We start from the raw sequence: 21717 nt of genomic DNA on the forward strand, positions 1-21717 counted from the left end.
TCCACATGCTGTCTCGTTTGCATCGGCCCGCGCTGCTGGCCCTGATGATGTTCGCCGCCCCGCTGGGCAGCGCCTGGGCGCAGGCACCGGATGCGTTGAAGGTGATGTCGTTCAACGTACGCACGCCGGCCGATACCGACCCGGGCAAGCGCTGGGAAGACCGCCGCGATGCGATGGTCACGCTGATCCGCGAGCAGAAGCCCGAGGTGATCGGCACCCAGGAACTGGTGCAGAAACAGGGTGACTATCTGGTCGCGCACCTGCCCGGCTACACCCTGTTCGGCAGAGACCGCCGCGGCGGCAATGGCGACGAGCACATGGGCGTGCTGTACGACAGTTCGCGCCTGAAGGTGCTTGAATCAGGTGACTTCTGGCTCTCCGATACACCGGACGTGCCGGGCAGCATCACCTGGGGCAACCTGTTCCCGCGCATGGTGACCTGGGCGCTGTTCCAGCGGCAGGCCGACGGTCAGCGCTTCTATCTGTTCAATACCCACCTGCCCTACCGCGATGAGGATGAGCCGCGCCGCGTGCTCGGTGCCAAGCTGATCGTCTCCCGTCTGGCTGAACTGCCCAAGGACATCCCGGTGGTCGTTACCGGCGATTTCAACAGTGAGCCCGGCAGTGACACCTACAAGGCATTCACCGCTGCGTTGGGCGATGCTCGCACACTCGCCGGCAAGGTCGACGGCCCGCGCCTGACCTTCCATGACTTCACCGGCAAGCCCACGGTGGAGCTGGACTGGATCCTGGTGCGCGGCTTCAGCGTGGACAGCTTCAGCACGCTGGACCAGAAGCCCGGTGGCGTATTGCCGTCGGATCATTACCCGGTGCAGGCGGAACTCCGGTTCGCCGCGGGCACGACGACGGGCAAGTAAGGAAACGCGCGATGGGCGGTCAGAGCACCGTCCATCGGCTTCCTGGCCGTACGGCGGCCTGCGTTTTCACAGTGTCGATCACGGCTGCCGCTGATCGATCTGCTGCAGCAACCGATACAGGGCCTGATGCTGCTCACGTGCCTGACAGATCCGCGCGCCGATGGCAATGAACACACCGGTGGCGATCAGGCCGATCTCGAACAACCCTTCGGTCAGGCAACAGAATCCCATGACCACCGCAACGATCGCCACCACCAACAGCGCGATCACGCCACGGGAAAGCCCGGCGCCGGAACCAGGTCCCGGGTCGTGCAGATGCGCGCGGACAGGGCGCCAGTGATTGGGTTGCATGCGGGCCACTCCAGAAAACGACCCACGCTTTTAGCACCGTGCGCAGACACCGTGCAGAGGCAAAGCCGTCAACCGCGACGCACTGCGCAGCGGAAGTGACGGCTGTTGCTCATTCCTTCCCCGGGACGGCGCCCTCGCCGCCCCGAGACCCACGCGGCGGTCAGCGCTGCGTGACCGCCACCGGGATGTTGGCCGCATCCTGCTGCTGGCCCCAACCACCCAAAGCCTTGTAGACACCGACCACGCTGACGTTGACCGTGGATTCGGCCTCGGCGAGCGCGTCATCCGCCGCGAGCTGGGTGCGCTGTGCATCCAGCAGGGTCAGGAAGTCTTCCGAGCCCTCGCGGAAGCGGATCTGCGCCAGCTCCTCGGCGCGCCCTGCCGCCTGTGCCTGCTCGGCGACAATCGCCAGGCGGGCCTGCTGCTTGGCGTAACGCGTCAGCGCGTTCTCGGTGTCTTCCAGTGCCAGCAGCACGGCCTTTTCGTACTCGGCCGCAGCGCCGTCAGCCTGCGCCTTGCTCGCGCGCAGTCGGGCTTTCACCGTGCCGAAATCGAACGCGGCCCAGCTGATCGACGGGGTCACCGACCACGCCTTGTTGCTGCCGTTGACCAGGCCACTGGCATCGCCGGACAGGAAGCCGACGAAACCGCTCAGACTGATCCGCGGGAACAGGTCAGCCGTGGCCACGCCAACGCGCGCGGTCGCCGCAGCCAGCCGACGCTCGGCCACGCGCACATCGGCGCGCTGACGCAGCAGATCGGTGGTGTCACCGAGCGGCAACGCCTTGGCGTACGGCCGCATCTCGCGCGGCTGCAGCAGGCTGTCCAGTGCATCCGGGCGCTGGCCCAGCAGCACCGCCAAGCGATGACGCGACTGCACTTCGGCCACTTCCAGCAGCGGGATGTCGGCCTCGATCGCCTTCAGACGCGCGCGGCTGCTCTGCACATCCAGTTCGCTGCCGGCGCCCAGTTCCCACCGGGTTTCGGTGAGTTTCTGAGTGTCGCGCAGGTTGACCAGCGTGCGTTTTGCCACCGCGATGCGCTTCTGGGTACCACGCAGTTCGAAGTAGTTGCGGGCCACTTCGGCGGCGACGGTGACCTGTGCATCGGCGAGGTTGTCCTGCTCGGCGCCCAGGTCCGCGCGCGCTGCTTCGGCGGCACGGCGCTGGCGGCCGAACAGATCCAGTTCCCAGCCGGCATCGAAGCCGAGCTGATAACTTTCGCTGAAGACACGCTCGCCACCCACCGTTGCATCGGGCTGCTTGCGACGGTCGTAGCTGCCGCCGCTGGTCACATGGGGCAACTGGTCCAGGCGCTGCTCGACAAACACCGCGCGGGCCTCGCGCACGCGCGACATCGCGATGCGCAGGTCCAGGTTGGTGCCCAGTGCTTCATGTACCAGCTGCTCCAGCACCGGGTCGTCGAACTGGGCCCACCAGCTCGCCACCGGCGAGGTGGTGGTGAACACCGGCGCGGCGGCGCCCTGCAGGGTCACCGGCTCGGCCGGCGGCGCCTGGTAGTTGGGGCCGACGCTGACGCAGCCGGCCAGCAGCGCGCTGGTCACGGCCACGGTCAACAGGCGGATCACCATGGCAGCACCTCGCCGAGGTAGGTGAAGCTGCCGTTCGGGCCATCGGCATCGATCAGTGCCATACCGACGCTGGAACGCGCGCCTTCGCTGATCTCGATCTCACCCTCGCCACCGTTCATGTCGGTTTTGACGTAGCCCGGATGCACGGTGTTGACCTTGGTGGTGCTCTCGCGCAGCTCATAGGCCAGCTGCACGGTCCAGGCGTTCACCGCGCTCTTGGAGGCGTTGTAGGCCGGCACCGCGAAGCCGTAGATCGGCGAGCCCGGTTGGCTGTGCAGGGTCAGCGAGCCCAGGATGCTGGACACGTTGACGATGCGGCCGGCCGACGAGGCGTTGAGCAGCGGCAGGAACGCCTGGGTGACAGCGATCACCGCGAACACGTTGGTGTCGAAGGTATCGCGCCAGGTCTGCAGGGTCTGCGCCGAGGGGGCCAGCTTGATGTCGTCGAGCAGGATGCCGGCGTTGTTGACCAGGATGTCCAGACGGCCGTGACGCTCGGTCACGGTCTGCACGGCGGCGGCGATGCTGGCGGCATCACCGACGTCGAGCTGGATCGCTTCCACCGGCAGGCCCTCGGCCTGCAGCTTCAGCGCCTCGGCCACGGCGACGTCGCGCTTGCGCCCGGCCAGCAGCGTATGCACGCCGGCCTGGGCCAGCTGACGGACGGTTTCCAAGCCGATGCCGCGTGTGGCACCGGTGACCAGGGCGATCTTTTGGGTAGCGGTATTCATAGGAAAAACCTCGCGGGGGAAGGAATCAGTGGTGGATGGTCGGTTCGCCGTGGGTCACCAGCTGCCCGCCGCCATTACGGCTGACGAACTTGCGCAGGGCCACGTAGAACACCGGGGTCAGGAACAGGCCGAACAGGGTGACGCCCAACATGCCGGCGAACACCGTGATACCGGTCACCGAGCGGACTTCCGCACCGGCGCCATGCGAGATCACCAGCGGGATGGTGCCGGCGATGAACGCGATGGAGGTCATCACGATCGGGCGCAGACGCAGGCGGCACGCTTCCAGTGCAGCCTTCACGATGCCCTTGCCGCCCATTTCAAGTTCTCGGGCGAACTCGACGATCAGGATGGCGTTCTTGCATGCCAGGCCCATCAGCACCACCAGGCCGACCTGCACGAACACGTTGTTGTCACCGCCCGTCATCCATACGCCGAACAACGCAGACAGCAGGGTCATGGGGACAATCAGGATCACCGCCAGCGGCAGCGACCAGCTTTCATACAGCGCAGCCAGCACCAGGAACGCCAGCAGGATCGCTACCGGGAACACGATGAAGGCGGCCTTGCCCTGGGTGGCCTGCTGGTAGCTCAGGTCGGTCCACTCGGTCTGCATGCCCACCGGCAGCACCTGCCCGGCGATCTCGGTCAGCTTGGCCATGGCCTCGGCCGAGGACAGCATGCGCGGGTCGGCTTCGCCGGCCAGATCGGCCGCCGGGTAACCGTTGAAGCGCAGCACCGGATCCGGACCGTAGGTTTCCTTTACGGTGACCATCGAGCCGATCGGCACCATCTCGCCACGGTTGTTGCGGGTACGCAGGCGACCGATGTCTTCCACGCTGTCACGGAACTGGCCGTCGGCCTGGGCAATCACCTGCCAGGTACGACCGAACTGGTTGAAGTCGTTCACGTACGACGAGCCCAGGTAGGTCTGCAGGGTGTCGAACAACTCGGTCAGTTCCACGCCCTGGGCCTTGGCCTTGACGCGGTCCACTTCGGCATCCAGCTGCGGCACGTTGGCCTGGTAACTGGTGATCGGGAACGCCATGCCCGGCGTCTGCGCGACCGCGCCCTGCATCGTGCTCACCGCGGTCTGCAGTGCGCCGTAACCGAGGTTGCCGCGGTCCTGGATGAACATCTGATAGCCGTTGCCGTTGCCCAGACCGAGGATCGGCGGCGGCATCATCGAGAACGCGAAGCCCTCCTGCAGCCCGGCGATCTTGGCATTGATCTCGGCATTGATCTGCGCGGCGGTGCGGCCCTTGCGCTCACTGAACGGCTTGAGCGGAACGAACGCCACGCCGGTGTTGGGCGTATTGGTGAACTGCAGCGCGTTCAGACCCGGGAACTGGATCGTGTGCGCCACGCCATCGGTGTTGCGCGCGATCTCGGCGACCTTGGCCAGCATGGCGTCGGTCCGTGCGATCGAGGAGCCTTCCGGCAGCTTCACACCGGCGATCAGGTACAGCTTGTCCTGGGTCGGGATGAAGCCGGCCGGCACCGCCTTGAACATCAGACCGGTGGCCAGCAGCAGGCCCGCGTAGACCACGAATACCAGGCCACGGCGGCCCAGCAGGCGGCCGACCGAACCGTGGTACTTCTCCGAGCTGGTCTTGAAGAAGCGGTTGAACGGACGGAAGATCCAGCCGAACAGACGATCGATCAGACGGGTCAGGCCATCCTTCGGTGCACCGTGCGGCTTGAGCAGGCGCGCGGCCAGGGCCGGCGACAGGGTCAGCGAGTTGATCGCCGAGATCACGGTCGAGATCGCGATGGTGACGGCGAACTGCTTGTAGAACGCACCGGTCACGCCCGACAGGAACGCCATCGGCACGAACACCGCGCACAGCACCAGCGCGATCGCCACGATCGGGCCGGACACTTCACGCATCGCCTGGTGCGCCGCAGCCAGCGGGGTCAGGCCTTCTTCGATGTTGCGCTCGACGTTCTCCACCACCACGATCGCGTCATCGACCACGATGCCGATCGCCAGCACCAGCCCGAACAGGGTCAGGGTGTTGATCGAGAAGCCCAGCACGTACAGCGCCGCGAACGTACCCACGATGGACACCGGCACGGCGATCAACGGAATGATCGAGGCGCGCCAGGTCTGCAGGAACAGGATCACCACCAGCACCACCAGCGCGATCGCTTCGAGCAGCGTGGAGACCACAGCCTTGACCGAGTCACGCACGAAGATGGTGGTGTCGTACACCGCTTCGTACTTCACGCCGGCCGGGAACTGCTTGGTCAGCTCGTCCATCGTGTGGATGACCGAGTCACGGATCTCCAGCGCGTTGGCACCCGGGGCCTGGAAGATACCGATGCCGACCGCGTTCTTGCCGTCCAACTGCGAGCGCAGCGTGTAGTCACCGGCGCCCAGTTCCAGGCGGGCGACATCGGACAGGCGCACCACTTCACCGTCGTCACCGGCCTTGAGCACGATGTCGCGGAACTCCTGCTCGCTGCGCAGGCGACCCTGGGCGTTGATCAGGGTCAGGAAGTCGCTGCTCGGCATCGGTTCGGCGCCGAGCTGGCCGGCCGAGACCTGCACGTTCTGCTCGCGCATCGCACGCACCACATCGCTGGCGGTCAGGCCACGGGCGGCGATCTTGTCCGGGTCCAACCACGCACGCATCGCGTAGTCACCGCCGCCGAACATCTGCGCATCGCCGACGCCCTGCAGGCGTGCCAGCGAATCCTTGACGTGCAGGCGCGCGTAGTTGCGCAGGTACAGCGAGTCGTACTTGCCGTCCGGCGAGGTCAGGTGGACCACCATCAGGAAGGTCGGCGACTGCTTCTGGGTGGACACACCCTGGCGGCGCACGTCTTCAGGCAGGCGCGCCTGCGCCTGGGCCACACGGTTCTGCACCTTGACCGCGGCTTCATCCGGGTCGGTGCCCGGGCGGAAGGTCACGGTCATCTGCAGCACGCCGTCGGAGCCGGCGACGGACTTGATGTACATCATGTCCTCCACGCCGTTGATCGCTTCTTCCAGTGGCGTGGCCACGGTTTCAGCAATCACCTTGGGATTGGCGCCCGGGTACACCGTGCGCACCACCACCGAGGGCGGCACCACTTCGGGGTACTCGCTGATCGGCAGCATGGGAATCGCGATCAGGCCGGCGGCGAAGATCACGATCGACAGCACCGCCGCGAAGATCGGCCTGTCAATGAAAAAACGGGAAAAGTCCATGGGTGGATTCCTGGGTGTTCGCCGACACCGGCGTGCAGGACCCCTGCCGCTGTCGCGGACGACAGCGGAGACGGGCAGCCCCGCACGGGGCATCAGCGAGGGAAGATCAGTTCAGAGCGGCGGTGGCTTTCGGGGCGACGGTGCCGCCAGCCGGCTGCATCGCAACCGCCTTGGCCTGGACCGGCATGCCGGGCATGAAGACTTTCTGCACGCCGTCGATGATCACGCGGTCACCAGCCTTCAGGCCCTGCTCAACGATGCGCAGGCCGTCGGCCGTGCGGCCGAGTTGGATATCGCGGCGCTGTGCCTTGTTGTCCTTGTCGACCACGTAGACAAACTTGCGGTCCTGGTCGGTCAGCACGGCCTTGTCATCGATCAGCATGGCCTGGAACTGGCCGCTGCCGAGCAGCTGCACGCGGGCGAACAGGCCCGGGGTGAAGGCGCGGTCGGCATTGTCCAACAGCGCGCGGACCCGGATGGTGCCGGTGCTGCGGGTCACCTGGTTGTCCAGGAAGTCGACCTTGCCTTCGTGCGGGAAGCCCTCTTCACCGGACAGGCCGACCTTCACCGGCAGTTCGCTGTCGCGCTCGCTCGGGCGTTCACCCTTGCGCGCCATCTGGGCGTAACGCAGGAAGGTGCCTTCATCGGCATCGAAGTACACATGCACCTTGTCCAGCGAAACCAGCGTGGTCAGCACGCTGGCGCTGTCGCCGGCGGTAACCAGGTTGCCGGCGGTCACCATCGCGCGGCCGGCACGGCCGTTGATGGGTGCGCGCACCTGGGTGAACTCCATGTTCAAGCGGGCTGCATCGACGGCGGCCTGAGCAGCCTGCACCTGCGCCAGGGCCTGCTCGGACACGGCACGGCGCTGTTCCCAGGTCTCGGTGGAGATGGCCTGCTGGTCGGACAGGCGGCGGGCACGGTCGGCTTCGCTGCGGCTCACCTGGGCCTGGGTGCGGGCGCGGTTGAGTTCGGCCGTCGCGCGATCCAGTTCGGCGCGGTAGCTGCGGGCGTCGATGGTGAACAGCACATCGCCCTTCTTGACCTCCTGGCCTTCGACATAGTTGACCTTGTCGATGTAGCCGGAGACACGCGGGCGCAGTTCAACACTTTCGACCGCTTCAACGCGGCCACTGAAATCGTCCCACTGGCTGACCTGCTTGACCAGCACCGGGGCGGCACTGACCGAGGGCGGCGGCGGCATGCCGGCTTCTTCAGCGTGGCTGCCACTGCAGGCGGTCAGCACCGCGGCGGCAAGAATCGACACGCCGGCCAGGGCCAGCCGTCGGGTGAAACGGTGCGGGGTGGAAGAGGAAGAAGTCATGACATGCATCCGTACGTAGGGGTGGTGATACAGGGAAATCGAAGAGACGGGGCGACGTGGGGGCGTAGCCTGGGACCTGAACCTAGGTGAAGGTCAAGCGGTGCCGGCGGTGTTGCGCGACAGCGAGGGAGGCCAATCCAGATGCAGCAGTCCGCGCGGCAGTTCGGCGTCGCGCGCGTCGCAGCGGACGATGGCGCGGTTGTCGGCGCAGTTGTCGAGCAGGGAGACCACGCGGCGGCCGACCAGCAGTGCGCTCGGCCACTCGATGCAGGCATTGGCCGCGTTGGCCGGGGTACAGACCGGGTTGCACACTTCCAGCATCTGCGCGCGCACGCCCAGCGCCTGGGCTTCCTGGTGCAGCACCTGCGCGTACATGCGCGTGGTGGACATGGTGATGGACGACTCACCGTGACCGGCCCACGGCTTGAAGCCGGCCGGACCGCCCACGAGCACATAGCGACGCGTCTGTGCGCCACCGCGCAGCAACGGCAGCAGGTGCCGCCCGGCATGCACATGCGGCATCACATCGGCCTGCAGCGCCTGCAACAGGGCGTCGCCGCTGCGGTCGGTCACGCGGCCGCGGTTGTACGGCCCGCCCATCGCATCGACCACGGCGGCCAGCGTGCGCCGACGCCCGCCCAGGCGCTCGGCCACGGTGCGCGCCGAGCCGTCATCGCCCAACGAGCCGAGCAGCACTTCCAGCCCGGGCTCATCGGCGAACTGCTCCTGCAGCGCAGTCAGCCGCGCGGGATCGCGGCCGACCACCAGCACGGGGCTTCCGGCCTCCAGCAGCGCAGCCACGATGCCCTGGCCCACGCTGCCGGTGCCACCGAGCACCAGCACCTCGGGGGCCAATGTCCCATTCATGGGACTTTCACTCCCGTCGCCGGGATAATCCCAATCCGGCCCAGTCGGTCACCGCCACGGGCGCCAAGGCGAATGCTGCCACCACGCTGCATGTTGGCAGGCGGAGTGAACTCCCGGAAAGCCTTGCGGGACAGGGACCCCAAGCGGGGTTCCACGGTCAGCGCCAGGTCCAGCGGGGCGTTTGGGCCGCTACGCAGGCGGCCAAGAATGTTCCGCAACCACATGGTTGTCGTCCTTCATATCTGGAATGGCGCCAGATTAGTCCTCAAACTCCCCCTTGATTAGTCCGGATTTAGGGGAATAATCATCCCGTGCCCGGCACAATCATTTGCGGCACTCTCTCCTCCCCCGACCTTGGATCCCGTCATGGCCCACGATCTCAACGACACGCTGATCTTCGTCAAAGTGGTCGAGCAAGGCAGCTTCATTGCCGCCGCCACTGCACTGGGGCTGCCCAAGACGACGGTCAGCCGCAAAGTGCAGGAACTGGAAACGCGTCTTGGCGCACGCCTGCTGCACCGGACCACCCGCCGCCTCGGCCTTACCGAAGCGGGCTCGGTGTATCACGAGCACTGCCAGCGCATCGCGCGCGAACTGGAAGAAGCCGAAGGCGCGGTCAACCAGCTGCAGTCCGGCCCGCGTGGCTGGCTGCGCTTCACCGTGCCCTATTCGATCGGCATCACCTGGATCGCACCACTGCTCGGCCAGTTCCATGCGCAGTACCCGGAAATCCAGTTGGACATGCACCTGGGCAACGAGAAGCTCGACCTGATTGCCGGTGAAGCGGATCTGGCGCTGCGCGTGGGCACCCTGCCCGACTCCAACCTGGTCGCGCGCAAGCTGGGCAGCCTGCGCACGCAGGTGTTCGCCAGCCCGGCCTACATCGAACGCTACGGCGAGCCGCTGCATCCGGATGAGCTGCAGTTCCACCGCATCCTGGCCATGCGCAAAGCGCGCAACCTCAACAACAACCGCTTCTTCTGGCAGTTGGGCGAGAACGGGGGCGAGCTGCTCGATTTCCCGGTGAATCCGCTGCTGGTGGCCAATGATCCGTCCGCGTTGAACGGTGCACTGGTGTGCGGCGAAGGGTTGCTGTTGACCGGTGACGTGATGGCCAAGCCGTTCGTTGAATCGGGGATGGTGCGCCGCGTGCTGGCCGGCTGGACCGGGCCGGAAGTGGACTTCAACGCGGTGTTCGCCGGCGGCCGGCTGGTCTCGCCGAAGGTGCGCGCGTTCGTCGATTTCCTGGTCGAGAAGATGAACTTCGACGCCAACTACATGCTGGCCCAGTGCCCGGCCGCGAAGCTGGCCAAGCAGCAGCAGACCCAGGTTGAAACGGAGCTGCAGGCGGCCGGGAAGCGGATTCTGGAGACGGTGACCGCGGGGTAATGCTGTCGATGCTTCATCAGCGAAGTGCCGTATGAACGACAACGCCGCCCTTGGGCGGCGTTGTCGTTTGGGCGGTGCGGTCGTGTGGGTGTGCGAGCGGACGGAGTTGTTCCGGGCGTACCGGCCAGCGGCCGGTACCTACAAAAAATGCCGCCTGTAAGGGCGGCATTTTTGTGTTGCGAACCTGTGGCTCGCTACACGCAATAACAGCGCGCTGGCGCGCCGTTATTGCTGCAAGGGAATCACACGGATCTCGACGCGGCGGTTCTGCGCGCGGCCGGCATCGGTGTTGTTGTCGGCAATCGGGTAGGCCTTGCCGGCACCCAGGGTCTCAATGCGGGCGCGCTGCACACCCTGGCCGGCCAGGTAGGCGGCGACGGAGTCGGCGCGTTCCTTGGACAGGCGGTTGTTGACCGCGTCGCTGCCGATGCTGTCGGTGTGGCCGACCACTTCGATGATGGTCTGGTTGTACTCGGCCAGCGTGCTGGCCACGCCGTTGAGCGAACCGTAGAACTGCGGCTTCAGCGTGGACTTGCCGAAATCGAAGGTGATGCCGTCCGGCAGGTTCAGGACCAGGTTGTCGCCATTACGGGAGACGTCGATACCGGTGTTGGCGGTACGTTCGCGCAGCGCGCGTTCCTGGCGGTCCTGGTACTGGCCCACGGCCGCGCCGCTGAGTGCGCCGATACCAGCACCGATCATGGCGTGCTGGCGGCGCTCGGTGGCACTGTTGCCGCTGAGCAGGCCGGCAGCGACGCCGACGGCGGTGCCGATCAGGGCATTGCGGCCGGTACGGTTCTGCTGTTCGACGGGGTTGCCGTACTGGTCACTCTGGACGTACGAGCCGCCGGTGGCGCAGGCCGTCAGGGCGGCAGCGGTCATCAGGGCCAGGGCCACGTTGCGGGTTGCAGGTCGAATCATGAGGTTTCTCCTTGGTTACCGGACGCCGCCGGCGTGCGGGGCGTGAAGAGCATAAACAGCCCAACGCGATGCCGGCATGATGAATGTCACGCCCGGCAGCTCCCTGTTCAGGTAAACGGTTACGGCGAAAGCGACTTTTACGGTGCGCCGGTCACGCCCCGCCGGTATGCCGATACGCTGCCAACGCGGCATCCCGGCCCTCGCTCAGATCCACCAGTGGCAATGCCGGGTAGCCCGGCGCGAGCTCGGCCAGCAGCTGCGGCGATTGCCACGGTGCGAAGCGTGCCTTCACGGGTAGTGCACCCAGTTCGGGTACCCAGCGCGTGATGTAGCACGCCTGCGGATCGAACTTCTGCGACTGCGTCACCGGATTGAAGATCCGGAAGTAAGGCGCTGCGTCCGCCCCCGTGCCGGCAACCCACTGCCACCCCATGGTGTTGTTGGCCAGATCCGCGTCGACCAGGGTGTCCCAGAACCAGCGCGCACCTTCGCGCCAATGCTGGCGCATGTGCTTGCACAGGTAGCTGGCGACGATCATGCGCACGCGGTTGTGCATGTAGCCGGTGGCCCACAGCTCGCGCATCCCCGCATCCACGATCGGGATGCCGGTACGGCCCTGCTGCCACGCACGCAGCGCGTCGGCATCGGGCTTGGCCCAGTCGAACTGATCGAAGCGCGGGTTGAGGTTGTGATCCGGGGTCTGCGGGAAGTGATGCAGCAGGTGATACGAAAACTCGCGCCAGCCCAACTCGCGGATGTAGCCGTCGATGTCGGCATCGCGACTGGCGCTGCGCTCGCCCTGCAGACGACGCGCGATCTGCCACGGGGCAATCTCGCCGAAATGCAGATGCGGCGACAGCAGCGAGGTGCCCACACGGTCCGGCAGATCACGCTGCTCGCGATAACCGTTGAGCGCCCCATCGATGAAGACGGTCAGCGCCTCGTGCGCGCCCGCCTCGCCCGGTTGCCAATGGTCCCAGAACTGTCGATCCCACGGAATCGACGGTGCCAGGCCAAGCGTGTCGAGACTCTCGCCGCTGGCGCTGTGCGCGGGCAGCCGCTCGGGCAAGCAGGTCGGGGCCGGCAACTGCAGACGGGTCAGCGCATTGCGCCAGAATGGAGTGAACACCTTGTACGGCCCGCCCTGCTGGGTCGCTACGTCCCACGGTTCGAACATCAGGCTGCCGTTGTGGCTTTCGGCGTCGATACCCTGCTCGCGCAGTTCCCGCTTGATCTTCGCGTCGCGGGGCTGCGTGGCCGGCTCGTACTTGCGGTTCCAGTACACCGCGACCGCACCGGTCTGCTCGATCAGCTGCTGCAACTGTGCCTGGCTGTCGCCTTGGCGGAGCACCAGCGACGAGCCGCGCGCACGGAGGTCCGTGTCGAGCGCGGCCAACGAGCGATGCAGCCAGGTGTTCGACGCGCCACCGTGCGCCCAGTCGCCTTCTTCGTGTGGCGCGTGGATGTAGACCGGCACCGGCACATGGCCGGCAGCCAGAGCGGCCTGCAGGGCCGGGTTGTCCTGCAACCGCAGGTCACGGCGAAACCACACCAACGCTACCGACACGAGACTACCCCGGAAGATTCGAAGGGCAATGATAGCCAGTGCAGGTGAAGGAGAGGCAGCGATGGCGCGTGAATGGCCCGCACTGTTCCACATCGCCACGCTTGACCTCAATCACGCTTGAGGTTCTATCGTGGCATCACCGTGCTGCTTGCCGGCACCGCCCCCACCTGCTCTTCCGGAGATATCCATGGCCTACACCCTCCCAGCCCTGCCCTACGCCTACGACGCACTCGAACCGCACTTTGATGCGCGCACGATGGAGATCCATCATGCCAAGCACCACCAGGCCTACATCACCAACCTCAATGCCGCGCTCGCCGATGCCGGCATCGAGAGCACCGACATCGATGCGCTGATCGCCGATATCGGGTCCCTGCCCGAGGGATTGCGCAACGCCGTCCGTAACAACGGCGGCGGACATGCCAACCACAGCCTGTTCTGGACGGTGCTGACCCCCAACAGCGGCCAGCCGGACAGCACCGTTGCTGCCACCATCGAGCGCGATCTCGGCGGCTACGCCGCGTTCAAGGAGGCTTTCACCAAGGCCGCTCAGACCCGTTTCGGCAGTGGCTGGGCATGGTTGACGTTGAGCCGTGATGGCAAGTTGCTGGTGGAGAGCAGCCCGAACCAGGACAACCCGTTGATGGGCGAGTTCGCCGGCCTCTCCGGCGGTACCCCGATCCTCGGGCTGGATGTGTGGGAACACGCCTACTACCTCAACTACCAGAACCGCCGCCCGGACTACATCGCCGCCTTCTTCGAACTGATCGACTGGACCGAAGTGGCGCGCCGTTACCAGGCCGCCGGCGGGCGTTGATGGGCGCCGGTACTGCACGGTAGAGACAGCGATGGATATCCCCGCACTGCAACGTCTGCTAGAGCGTGGTCGCGACAGCGCCCTGCTCCGCTTCGGCCTGGGCAAGGCCCTGCTCGACGAGGGCGACACCGCGGAGGCAGTCATCCACCTGCAGCGCTGTGTGGCGCAGGATCCGGGCTACTCGGCGGGCTGGAAATGGTTGGGCAAAGCGCATCTGGCCGCCGGCGACATCGACGCGGCGGCACAGGCTTGGCACCAAGGCAGTACCGTCGCCGAGACCAACGGCGACAAGCAGGCGGCCAAGGAGATGGCCGTGTTCCTGCGGCGACTTCAGAAGGCGAATGCGAGCCGGGTGTGATCGCCCGGGATGGCACGTGGCTGATCAGTCGCCCTTCGCGCGCCGCTGCTGCGCGTCGAAGCGCTGCATCGAGGCACGGATCAGCGCCTTGGCCTCGGCGGCATTGCCCCAGCCGTTGAGCTGGACCGGATTGCGGCCGACCGGCAGGTCCTTGTAGACGCGGAAGAAGGCTTCGATGCGCTGCCGTTCGATCAGCGGCAGGTCATCCAGATCGCGGATGGTGGCGTAGGTGGGATCGATCTTGTCGGTCGGCACACCGATGACCTTTTCATCCTGCTCGCCGTCATCGACCATCTTCAGGTAGCCGATCGGACGGAACCGCACGATCACGCCAGGATGCAGCGGCTCGCGGGTCAACACCAGTGCGTCCAGCGGATCGTTGTCGCCGGCCAGGGTGCGCGGCATCGAGCCGTAGTTGGCCGGGTATGCCACCGGCATCGACTGGAAGCGGTCCACATGGACCAGACCGTCTTCCTTGATCTCGTATTTGGTGACGCTGCCGGCCGGGATCTCCACGGCCAGATGCACTTCGTCCGGCGCGTTCTTCGGCTGCGCGGCGAGAAAGGGGTGCAGGACGGCATTGCCGGCCACGCTGGCACCGGCGAGCAGCAGCAGCGAGGTGGCCAAGGCGGCCCGCGCGATGGAACGGCGATGGATCATCTCGATCTCCACAGAAGGCCGGGCGCGCCGCAGCGGCCCGGCCGGTCGGTCATTCCCAGCAACGGTCGGCGCGGCCCTTCAGGGTCTGGGCGCGCGTGCAGTCACGGGGGGCGATGCGTCCCTGCGTCAGTTCGGTTTTCTGTTTGCGGCCATCGGTGCCGCGTGTCAACTCGAAGCCGTCGTACAGGCGGCCGGTGACGGTGCGCGCCTCGTAACGCAGGTGGCTCGGATCGATCTTCAACACCTGGAACAGCTGCGTGTCCTCACCCACCGGGGCCATGGTGGCACGGGCTTCATCCGAAAGCCGGTACTGCTTCGGCCCGGCCACGGTGACCACGAACTGCGGCGTCGCGCCCTGCCCTTCGCCACGGCGACCGTAGGTGTGGTCGTGGCCCTGCAGGACCAGATCGACCTGGTGGCGGCGCACCACGGGCAGCAGCACATCGCGCAGCTCGGTGTTCTCACGGCCTTCGCGCGGGGAGTAGAACGGCTGGTGCAGCAGCACGATGCTCCACGGGTGCGGATTGTCGGCCAGCACCGTGTCCAGCCAGGCGGCCTGCGCCTTGGCGGTGCCGAGATCGAGCGCGGAGGTGCCGTCGAGCACGGCGATGCGCACGCCCTGGTAGTCGAACCAGTAGGTGCTGGTATCCGCGGCGTCCACACCATTACGCGGCAGCGCGAACGTCACCGGCCAATGACGGCCGAGCACGCGACGCTCCTGCGGGGTGTCTTCGAACTCCTCGAAGTACTCGTGGTTGCCGATCGCCGGGGCCACGGCGGTCTCCTGCGGCAGCCAGCCGGCAGCGGCGAACCACTCGCCCCACTCGCTGTCGTCCTGCCCGTCGCCGCCGCTGACCAGGTCACCGGCGAACAGGCTCACGCGCGCGTCCGGGGCGGCCTTGATGCCGGCGCGCATCACCCGCGAGACGTGGCTGAGGTTCTTGTTCTGGGTATCGCCGAAATACAACAACGTGAGCGGCTGCTCGGCACGGCCGGCGGTGCGCAGCTGGTTCCAGGCACTCCAGGTGTTCTGACCCTGCACGCGCCACAGGTACAGCGTGTCCGGCTGCAGGCCGATGATGTCGGCACGGTGATGATGGGACGCGCCCAGTTCGGTGGTCAGCGCCTGCGTGGTGGCGGTGATGCGGGTGGGCGTCCCCACATCCGGCGAATCACCGGCCAGTACCCATTCCAGCACCGGCGCCTTGACCGAGGTGTCGGTCCGCCACGCAACCGAGAAACCGCGGGCAGCGTCCTGCGCCGGCGAAGCGACCAGGCGATCCGGGAAGCCGGTCGCCGCGTAGTGACGGCTGCCGGCCGGCACCTGGGTGTTGGGCTCGGCACCGGTCTCGGCGTCCTTCTTTGCCAAGGCGCTGCCACTGCACAGCAGCAGCGCCATCGTCAGCGCGGTCAGGGCGGCAGGAACGCGGCTCACGCACCACACTCCAGCGGCAGCGACAACTGCTTGGCGATGCTCGCCCAGTCGAAGGCCACCACGCCCTGGTCATCGTGCACGGCATAGAGCGCGCCATGCGGGAAGCGCGCGGACGGTGTCTGCGTCGACCAGATGCCGTCGGTGTTGGCCACCGTATTGCCTTGGAATGCACCGACATGTTTCAGGCTGTGCCGGTCGAACAGATGGAACACGCTGCGCTGCTTACCCTGCTCGGTGGTGATCCACCAGCCATCCTTGCCACAGGTGCGCAGCATCACGCCCTCGGCCTGGGCCTGGAAGGCATCGCGGCCGAACGTGGTGCCGCTGAAGCGGCCTTCCAGCGTGTAAACCTTGAACTCGCTGGCATAGGTTTCGTCTTCTTCCGCGATCAGCAGGCGATCGTTGGCCGGGTCGCCCCAGATCGATTCGACCACGCGCAGCGCGCCGGCCTCGGTGGTGTCACCGAAACTGGCCGTCAACGTAGCCTGCGCCTTGCCGCCCTGCACGGTGAGCGCGTAACGGCGCACGCGCTTGTCCAGCTCGGCCAGCGGCGGCAGCACGTCGTTGCCCTGCGCATCTTCGCCCGCATCGTAGGAATCGGTGACGTACACGTCGTAGCCATTGCCCTGCCTGTTCACCCACAGCCCGTACGGCTTGCGCAGATCGTCGGCGCCGAACACGCCCAGCGGGGTGAAGTCCGGCAGCTGCAGCACCTGCACGCGGTGGTTGTCGCGCTCCACGATCAGCACCAGGTCATCGACCACGGCGATGCCGTTGGGGCGGTCGAACTGGCCCGGGGCAGTGCCGAGGCTGCCGACGTCACGCAGCTTTGCGCCAGTCTGCCCGTCGTAGACCACCAGCTTGTCGGTGGCCTTGGCGGTGGCGATCAACCAGACCTGGCCGTCGGGCGTGGTCCAGCTGGCCGGCGAGTCGATGTTGTCGTCCGGGGTCATCGGGGTCAGGAACGCCTCGGCGACGGTGGCCACATCACGTGCCGTGGAGGCGTCAGTGCCGGTCGGTGCGACCACCGGGGCCGGCGCCGCTGCGTCGGGCGCGGCCGTCGGCCTGCAGGCGGTCAGCAGCGCCAGCGCGAGCAGGCTAAGACCATGGGACGCGCGCATCACAGGGCCACCTTCAGGCCAAGGGCGTAGGTGCGGCCATATTCCTCGTTCTGCAGGGTGCGCGAGCGCACGCCCTGGTACAGCTCCAGCGGCTTGTCGAGCAGGTTCTGCGCTTCGAAGTAGACGCTGACGTTCGAGGTGATCTTGTAGTCCATGCTGAAATCGAGCTGGGTGTTGGGCGCCACATAGATGTCATAGGCGCGGCTGTCGCCGAGTGAATCCAGGTACTCGCTGCGGTAGACCGCGGCCACGCGGGTGCTGAAGCCGGCCTTTTCATAGCCGATGTGCGCGCTGTACACGTGTTTGGAGGCGCGCGGCAGCATGAAGTCGTCGCGCTCGCGGCCAGCCACGCCGGGTTCGAAATCGGTATCCAGCCAGGTACCGCTGGCACCCACCAGCAGGCCATCCCAGCCGGCCGGCAGGAAGGCGAGCTGCTGCTGCCAGTTGAACTCGGCGCCCTTGACCGTGGCCTTGTTGCCGTTGATCACCCGGGTGACCTCGAAGTCCGGATACGCCGGATCGTTGTTGCTCACCGTGTTGACGATGTAGCCGTCGATCGACTTGTGGAACACGCCCAGCGAGACGATGCCGGTGCTGCCGATGTACTTCTCGAGCGAGAGGTCGATGTTCCTGGATTCATACGGATCCAGCTGCGGATTGCCGATCCGGACTTCCTCGTCACCCCGGCTCAGGCCGACACGCGGCGCCACATCGCCGAACGACGGGCGCGAGACGGTCTTGTTGGCGGCCGCACGCAGCACCCAGTCATCCCCCGCGTCGTAACGCAGGTGCAAGCCGGGCAGCACATTGGTGTAGCTGCGGCTCACGCTCAACGGGGTGACCGTGAAGCTGCGGCCGTTACCGGCCACCTCGACGCTGTTGCCGGTGGCGCTGAACTGGGTGTTCTCCACGCGGACACCGCCGATGATGCGCAGCGCGCCGACATCCCAGGTGCCCATCGCATAGCTGGCGAAGATGTCTTCGCTGGCGGTGTAGTCCTCTTCCAGCGAGGTCAGCGCATTGCCGCCGGTATCCTGCGGGCGGGCGCTGTACTGACCACCAGACTGCGCCCAGTAGCGGCGCATCGCATCCGAGCTCATGCCCTGGCCGAGGCTGCCGCCGCGGTGATCGGGGGTGGAGGTGGTCCAGTCCGACAACGCCACGTCCGGGCCGACGCGCAGTTCGCGCTCATCGACATTGACGTCGCGGTCGCGCCAGCGGCCGAGCAGGCCGAACTTGATGCTGGAGGCATCGCCATCGAAGCGCACGTTGATCTGCGCACTGCGTTCGCTGTCGTTGACCTGCTTGGGCGACACCACGAAACGATCGAAATCGTAGTTGCCGTTGTCCATCCACTGCGCGCTGTTCAGGCTGTAGCGCGGGATGCCACTGTTCTGATCGACGCTGGCGCCGAGGTCATCGCCGTTGTACTCGAAGCGCGCCTCCATCTCATCGTTGACGCGCTCTTCGGTACGCGTGTAACCGACCTTGTAATCGACCACCGCATTGGTCAGGCGGTTCTCGCCGCCGGCGCTGGTGGTGAAGGTGTTTTCTTTCTTGGTGCGGTAGCGCATGCGCTTCTGGATCGCATCGGCCGGCAGGTCATCGACGCGGTACTGGTTGCTGCCCAGCGCGGTGACGTCACCATCGCCGAAGTTGAAGATGGTGCGCTGGCGGGTTTCGGCATCGTCGAACTGGCTGTACAGCGTGCGCAGGTAATAACGATTGTCTTCATCCGGGTGCCAATCCAGATTGAGGTTCGCACCGATGCGCTTGCGCTCGATCTCGTACTTGCGCTGCTGCAGGCTGGTGGCGAACAGGTCGTCCTCGGCACCGCCATCGAACGTGTCGTACTCCACTTCGGTGTTGTCCGATTCGAACTTGCGGTTCTGGTAGTTCACCCCCAGCGCCACGCCGAAGGTATCGGCGAACACTTCGCTGTAGTTGATCGCGGCCTTCGGGCTGGTGTTGCCGGAGAGCTGCTGGTGACTGGCTTCGATCTTGCCGCGCAGGTTGCGGCCTTCGCGGTCGAACGCCGAGGCGGACTCGACCAGGATCGCACCGCCGATGGCGTCACCCGGCATATCCGGAGTGGGCGACTTGACCACGCGCAGGCGCTCGGTCGAGTCGGAGGGAATCACGTCCAGCGGGGCCGCGCGGCTGGAGTCTTCCGGGGTACCAATCGCGATGCCATCGACGCTGACGCTGTTGAGATTGGCATCCAGGCCACGGATGACCACGAAGCGCCCCTCACCCTGGTCACGGGTAACGCTGACGCCGGGCAGGCGCTGCAGCGATTCCGCCACGTTCTGGTCCGGGTAGACGCCCATGGCATCGGAGGACACCGCATCTTCAATCGCATCGCTGCTGCGCTTGAGGTCGACCGCGCGGGTCTGCGACTCCAGCTGCGGGCGGACTTCGACCCGGTCCAGATCGATCGCGGCGGCACTGGCTGCGGCGCTGCCGGCCACCGTGCCGCCATCGGGCGTATCGGCGGCATGGGCCGACGGGGTGATCACCGCCAGCAACGAAAGGCTGATCGCCAGGCCCAACGGACGCTTCTTCTGCACTGCCTTCCCCAATCTGTGTAAAGAATGGGTCAGCACGGTATGTCCGGGAGGTTGCATGGGGATGACACCGGGGACATCGAAGGTCGGTGCCGGCGTCGGCTTTTGGCTTCGGTGGGGTGTTGCGGCACACTATCGGCCTCTCCTTTGCCAGTTATTCCCCCCATGAAAATCGTCGAAGTGCGCCATCCGCTGGTGCAGCACAAGATCGGCCTGATGCGCGATGCGTCCCTGAGCACCAAGGACTTTCGCGAGCTGGCCAACGAGCTCGGTGGGCTGCTGGCGTACGAGGCCACCGCCGATCTGGAGACCGAGGCCCACACCATGGCCGGCTGGGCCGGCCCGGTGACGGTGCAGCGCATTGCCGGTGCCAAGATCACCGTGGTGCCGATCCTGCGCGCCGGCCTGGGCATGCTCAGTGGCGTGCTGTCGCTGATCCCCGCCGCGCGCGTCAGCGTGGTCGGCCTGCAGCGCGATGAGGAAACCCTGCAACCGGTGCCCTATTTCGAGCGCCTGACCGGCCGCCTAGAAGAGCGCGATGCGCTGATCCTGGACCCGATGCTGGCCACCGGTGGCACCCTGATCGCCACCATCGACATGCTCAAGCGCGCTGGCGCACGCCGGATCAAGGGCATCTTCCTGGTCGCCGCACCGGAAGGCATCGCCGCCGTGCAGGCGGTGCATCCGGACGTGGAGATCTTCACTGCGGCCATCGATGCCCAGCTCAATGAGAAGGGCTACATCCTGCCGGGCCTGGGCGACGCCGGCGACCGGATTTTCGGGACCCGCGTGGTCGGTTGATTCCATCGTTCTGACCGGCGGCCCTCAACGGCCGTCGGTGCTTCACATGGCCTGGTCATGCCCGGGCGTCGCACCGGCTGCATGTCCGGTAGCGTGGGACACCGTGGGGAGCCGTGCCGACCAACGGTCGGCACCTACCGGTGCGGTTGCGCAGGCGGCAGTGCCGGGCGGTGCGCGGCCGGGCCAACCCTGGCGTTACGCCAGCGCGCGCGCCTTCAGTTCGCCCTGTTCGTGCACGGTGCCGAAGCGGCCCTTTTCATCGCGTGACACCTGCGCCAGCGCGCACTGCGGGTCGTGGGTGAAAAACAGATGGACGTTGCGGGCCAGTTTGTCTTCCAGAAAGCTGCGCTTCTCGTCGATCAGCAGTTCGGCATTGCGGTCGTAACCCATGGTGATCGGCACATGCACCCACGAGCGGCCCGGGATCAGGTCCGCGCAGAACACCACGCCACCCCGCGTCTGGCCGTCCACTGTTTCCGGCCCGATGATCTCGGCCAGCATCAGGCCCGGGGTATGCCCGTCGCTGAAGCTGAAACGCACACTGTCACCCAGGGTGGTTGAGTACGGGCCGTCGACGATTTCCAGCCGCCCACTCGCCTCCAGCAGGCCGGGAAGCTCCGGAATGAAACTGGCCCGGTCGCGCGGGTGCGGATGCAGCGCACGCGCCCAGTGTTCGGCACCGACCAGGAAGGTTGCATTCGGGAACAACAGTTCCGGCGAGCGCCCTTCGCTCCACGGTGCCAGCAGGCCGCCGGCATGATCGAAGTGCAGGTGGCTCAGCACCACCACGTCGATGTCTTCGTGCTCGAACCCCGCCTCGCGCAGGGATTCGATCAGCACGTGGCTGGGTTCCTGCACGCCGTAACGGTCCCGCAGTTTCGGCTCGAAGAACGCGCCGATACCGGTTTCGAACAGCACCGTCTTGCCGGCCAGGGGGCTGGCAAGCAATGCACGGCACGCCAGTTCGATCCGATTGAGATCGTCCGGCGCCGCCCATTTTTCCCAGACCGCGCGCGGCGCATTGCCGAACATCGCGCCGCCGTCGAGTTTCTGGGAGTTACCGCGGATGGACCATAGTTTCATTCGCAAATTATCCGGCGGCGCACGTTAAATATTCGCTAGCCGTCGCCCATGAAAAAACCC

The 21717-nt window shown here is 66.3% G+C and carries 18 protein-coding genes; 5 read left to right on the forward strand and 13 right to left on the reverse strand.

What is annotated here, in order from left to right; genetic code table 11:
• Window positions 1-5: 5 nt before the first annotated feature.
• Window positions 6-878: an endonuclease/exonuclease/phosphatase family protein gene (locus ABE463_RS05175; protein ID WP_346467464.1), complete on the forward strand. Its 873-nt coding sequence runs from the start codon at window positions 6-8 to the stop codon at window positions 876-878.
• Window positions 879-956: 78 nt separating this feature from the next.
• On the opposite strand, the gene ABE463_RS05180 is transcribed toward ABE463_RS05175, so the two are convergent.
• From ABE463_RS05180 to ABE463_RS05205, 6 genes are all read right to left on the reverse strand, one after another.
• The gene (locus ABE463_RS05180; protein ID WP_346467465.1) at window positions 957-1229 is read right to left on the reverse strand and encodes a hypothetical protein; all 273 of its coding nucleotides are present in this window, start codon (window positions 1227-1229) and stop codon (window positions 957-959) included.
• Window positions 1230-1389: 160 nt separating this feature from the next.
• Window positions 1390-2820: an efflux transporter outer membrane subunit gene (locus tag ABE463_RS05185; RefSeq protein WP_346467466.1), complete on the reverse strand. Its 1431-nt coding sequence runs from the start codon at window positions 2818-2820 to the stop codon at window positions 1390-1392.
• Window positions 2814-3551 carry an SDR family oxidoreductase gene (locus ABE463_RS05190; RefSeq protein ID WP_152151592.1) on the reverse strand — a complete coding sequence of 246 codons (738 nt, stop codon included), beginning with the start codon at window positions 3549-3551 and terminating at the stop codon, window positions 2814-2816. The genes ABE463_RS05185 and ABE463_RS05190 overlap by 7 nt, the downstream gene beginning before the upstream one ends.
• Before the next feature lie 25 nt (window positions 3552-3576).
• Window positions 3577-6747, reverse strand: a complete 3171-nt coding sequence (locus ABE463_RS05195) for a multidrug efflux RND transporter permease subunit (protein WP_346467467.1) — start codon at window positions 6745-6747, stop codon at window positions 3577-3579.
• Window positions 6748-6853: 106 nt separating this feature from the next.
• Window positions 6854-8071 (reverse strand): efflux RND transporter periplasmic adaptor subunit, encoded by a 1218-nt coding sequence (locus ABE463_RS05200; RefSeq protein ID WP_346467468.1) that lies wholly within the window; start codon window positions 8069-8071, stop codon window positions 6854-6856.
• 93 nt (window positions 8072-8164) lie between these two features.
• Window positions 8165-8938 (reverse strand): SDR family NAD(P)-dependent oxidoreductase, encoded by a 774-nt coding sequence (locus ABE463_RS05205; RefSeq protein WP_346467469.1) that lies wholly within the window; start codon window positions 8936-8938, stop codon window positions 8165-8167.
• Between the two features lie 366 nt (window positions 8939-9304).
• Between ABE463_RS05205 and ABE463_RS05210 the strand changes: the two genes are divergently transcribed.
• On the forward strand, window positions 9305-10327 hold the full coding sequence (locus tag ABE463_RS05210; protein WP_121041912.1) for a LysR family transcriptional regulator: 1023 nt from the start codon (window positions 9305-9307) through the stop codon (window positions 10325-10327).
• Between the two features lie 225 nt (window positions 10328-10552).
• Here ABE463_RS05210 and ABE463_RS05215 read toward each other — a convergent pair whose 3' ends face one another.
• Together ABE463_RS05215 and ABE463_RS05220 are read right to left on the reverse strand one after the other, a co-directional pair.
• On the reverse strand, window positions 10553-11248 hold the full coding sequence (locus ABE463_RS05215) for an OmpA family protein (protein WP_123728987.1): 696 nt from the start codon (window positions 11246-11248) through the stop codon (window positions 10553-10555).
• 151 nt (window positions 11249-11399) lie between these two features.
• Window positions 11400-12815, reverse strand: a complete 1416-nt coding sequence (locus ABE463_RS05220; RefSeq protein ID WP_346467470.1) for a deoxyribodipyrimidine photo-lyase — start codon at window positions 12813-12815, stop codon at window positions 11400-11402.
• 187 nt (window positions 12816-13002) lie between these two features.
• Between ABE463_RS05220 and ABE463_RS05225 the strand changes: the two genes are divergently transcribed.
• Window positions 13003-13632, forward strand: a complete 630-nt coding sequence (locus ABE463_RS05225) for a superoxide dismutase (protein WP_346467471.1) — start codon at window positions 13003-13005, stop codon at window positions 13630-13632.
• Between the two features lie 31 nt (window positions 13633-13663).
• Window positions 13664-13990, forward strand: coding sequence for a tetratricopeptide repeat protein (locus ABE463_RS05230; protein WP_346467472.1), 327 nt, complete (start codon window positions 13664-13666; stop codon window positions 13988-13990).
• Window positions 13991-14014: 24 nt separating this feature from the next.
• On the opposite strand, the gene ABE463_RS05235 is transcribed toward ABE463_RS05230, so the two are convergent.
• From ABE463_RS05235 to ABE463_RS05250, 4 genes are read right to left on the reverse strand one after another with little or no spacing between them, the layout of a single operon-like run.
• Window positions 14015-14650 carry an inorganic diphosphatase gene (locus ABE463_RS05235; RefSeq protein WP_346467473.1) on the reverse strand — a complete coding sequence of 212 codons (636 nt, stop codon included), beginning with the start codon at window positions 14648-14650 and terminating at the stop codon, window positions 14015-14017.
• A gap of 49 nt (window positions 14651-14699) precedes the next feature.
• Window positions 14700-16049 carry a metallophosphoesterase family protein gene (locus ABE463_RS05240; protein ID WP_346467599.1) on the reverse strand — a complete coding sequence of 450 codons (1350 nt, stop codon included), beginning with the start codon at window positions 16047-16049 and terminating at the stop codon, window positions 14700-14702.
• A gap of 32 nt (window positions 16050-16081) precedes the next feature.
• Window positions 16082-17206: a phytase gene (locus ABE463_RS05245; RefSeq protein WP_346467474.1), complete on the reverse strand. Its 1125-nt coding sequence runs from the start codon at window positions 17204-17206 to the stop codon at window positions 16082-16084.
• Window positions 17206-19776 (reverse strand): TonB-dependent receptor, encoded by a 2571-nt coding sequence (locus ABE463_RS05250; protein WP_346467475.1) that lies wholly within the window; start codon window positions 19774-19776, stop codon window positions 17206-17208. The genes ABE463_RS05245 and ABE463_RS05250 overlap by 1 nt, the downstream gene beginning before the upstream one ends.
• A gap of 162 nt (window positions 19777-19938) precedes the next feature.
• On the opposite strand from ABE463_RS05250, the gene upp reads away from it, so the two are divergent.
• Window positions 19939-20574, forward strand: a complete 636-nt coding sequence (upp, locus tag ABE463_RS05255; RefSeq protein ID WP_070470290.1) for a uracil phosphoribosyltransferase — start codon at window positions 19939-19941, stop codon at window positions 20572-20574.
• Between the two features lie 195 nt (window positions 20575-20769).
• On the opposite strand, the gene ABE463_RS05260 is transcribed toward upp, so the two are convergent.
• Entirely contained in the window at window positions 20770-21657 is an 888-nt protein-coding gene (locus ABE463_RS05260) for an MBL fold metallo-hydrolase (RefSeq protein ID WP_259260356.1), read from the reverse strand.
• Window positions 21658-21717: the final 60 nt, after the last annotated feature.

The organism is Stenotrophomonas sp. TWI819 (genome assembly GCF_039673075.1).
Taxonomy (GTDB): Bacteria; Pseudomonadota; Gammaproteobacteria; order Xanthomonadales; family Xanthomonadaceae; genus Stenotrophomonas; species Stenotrophomonas rhizophila_B.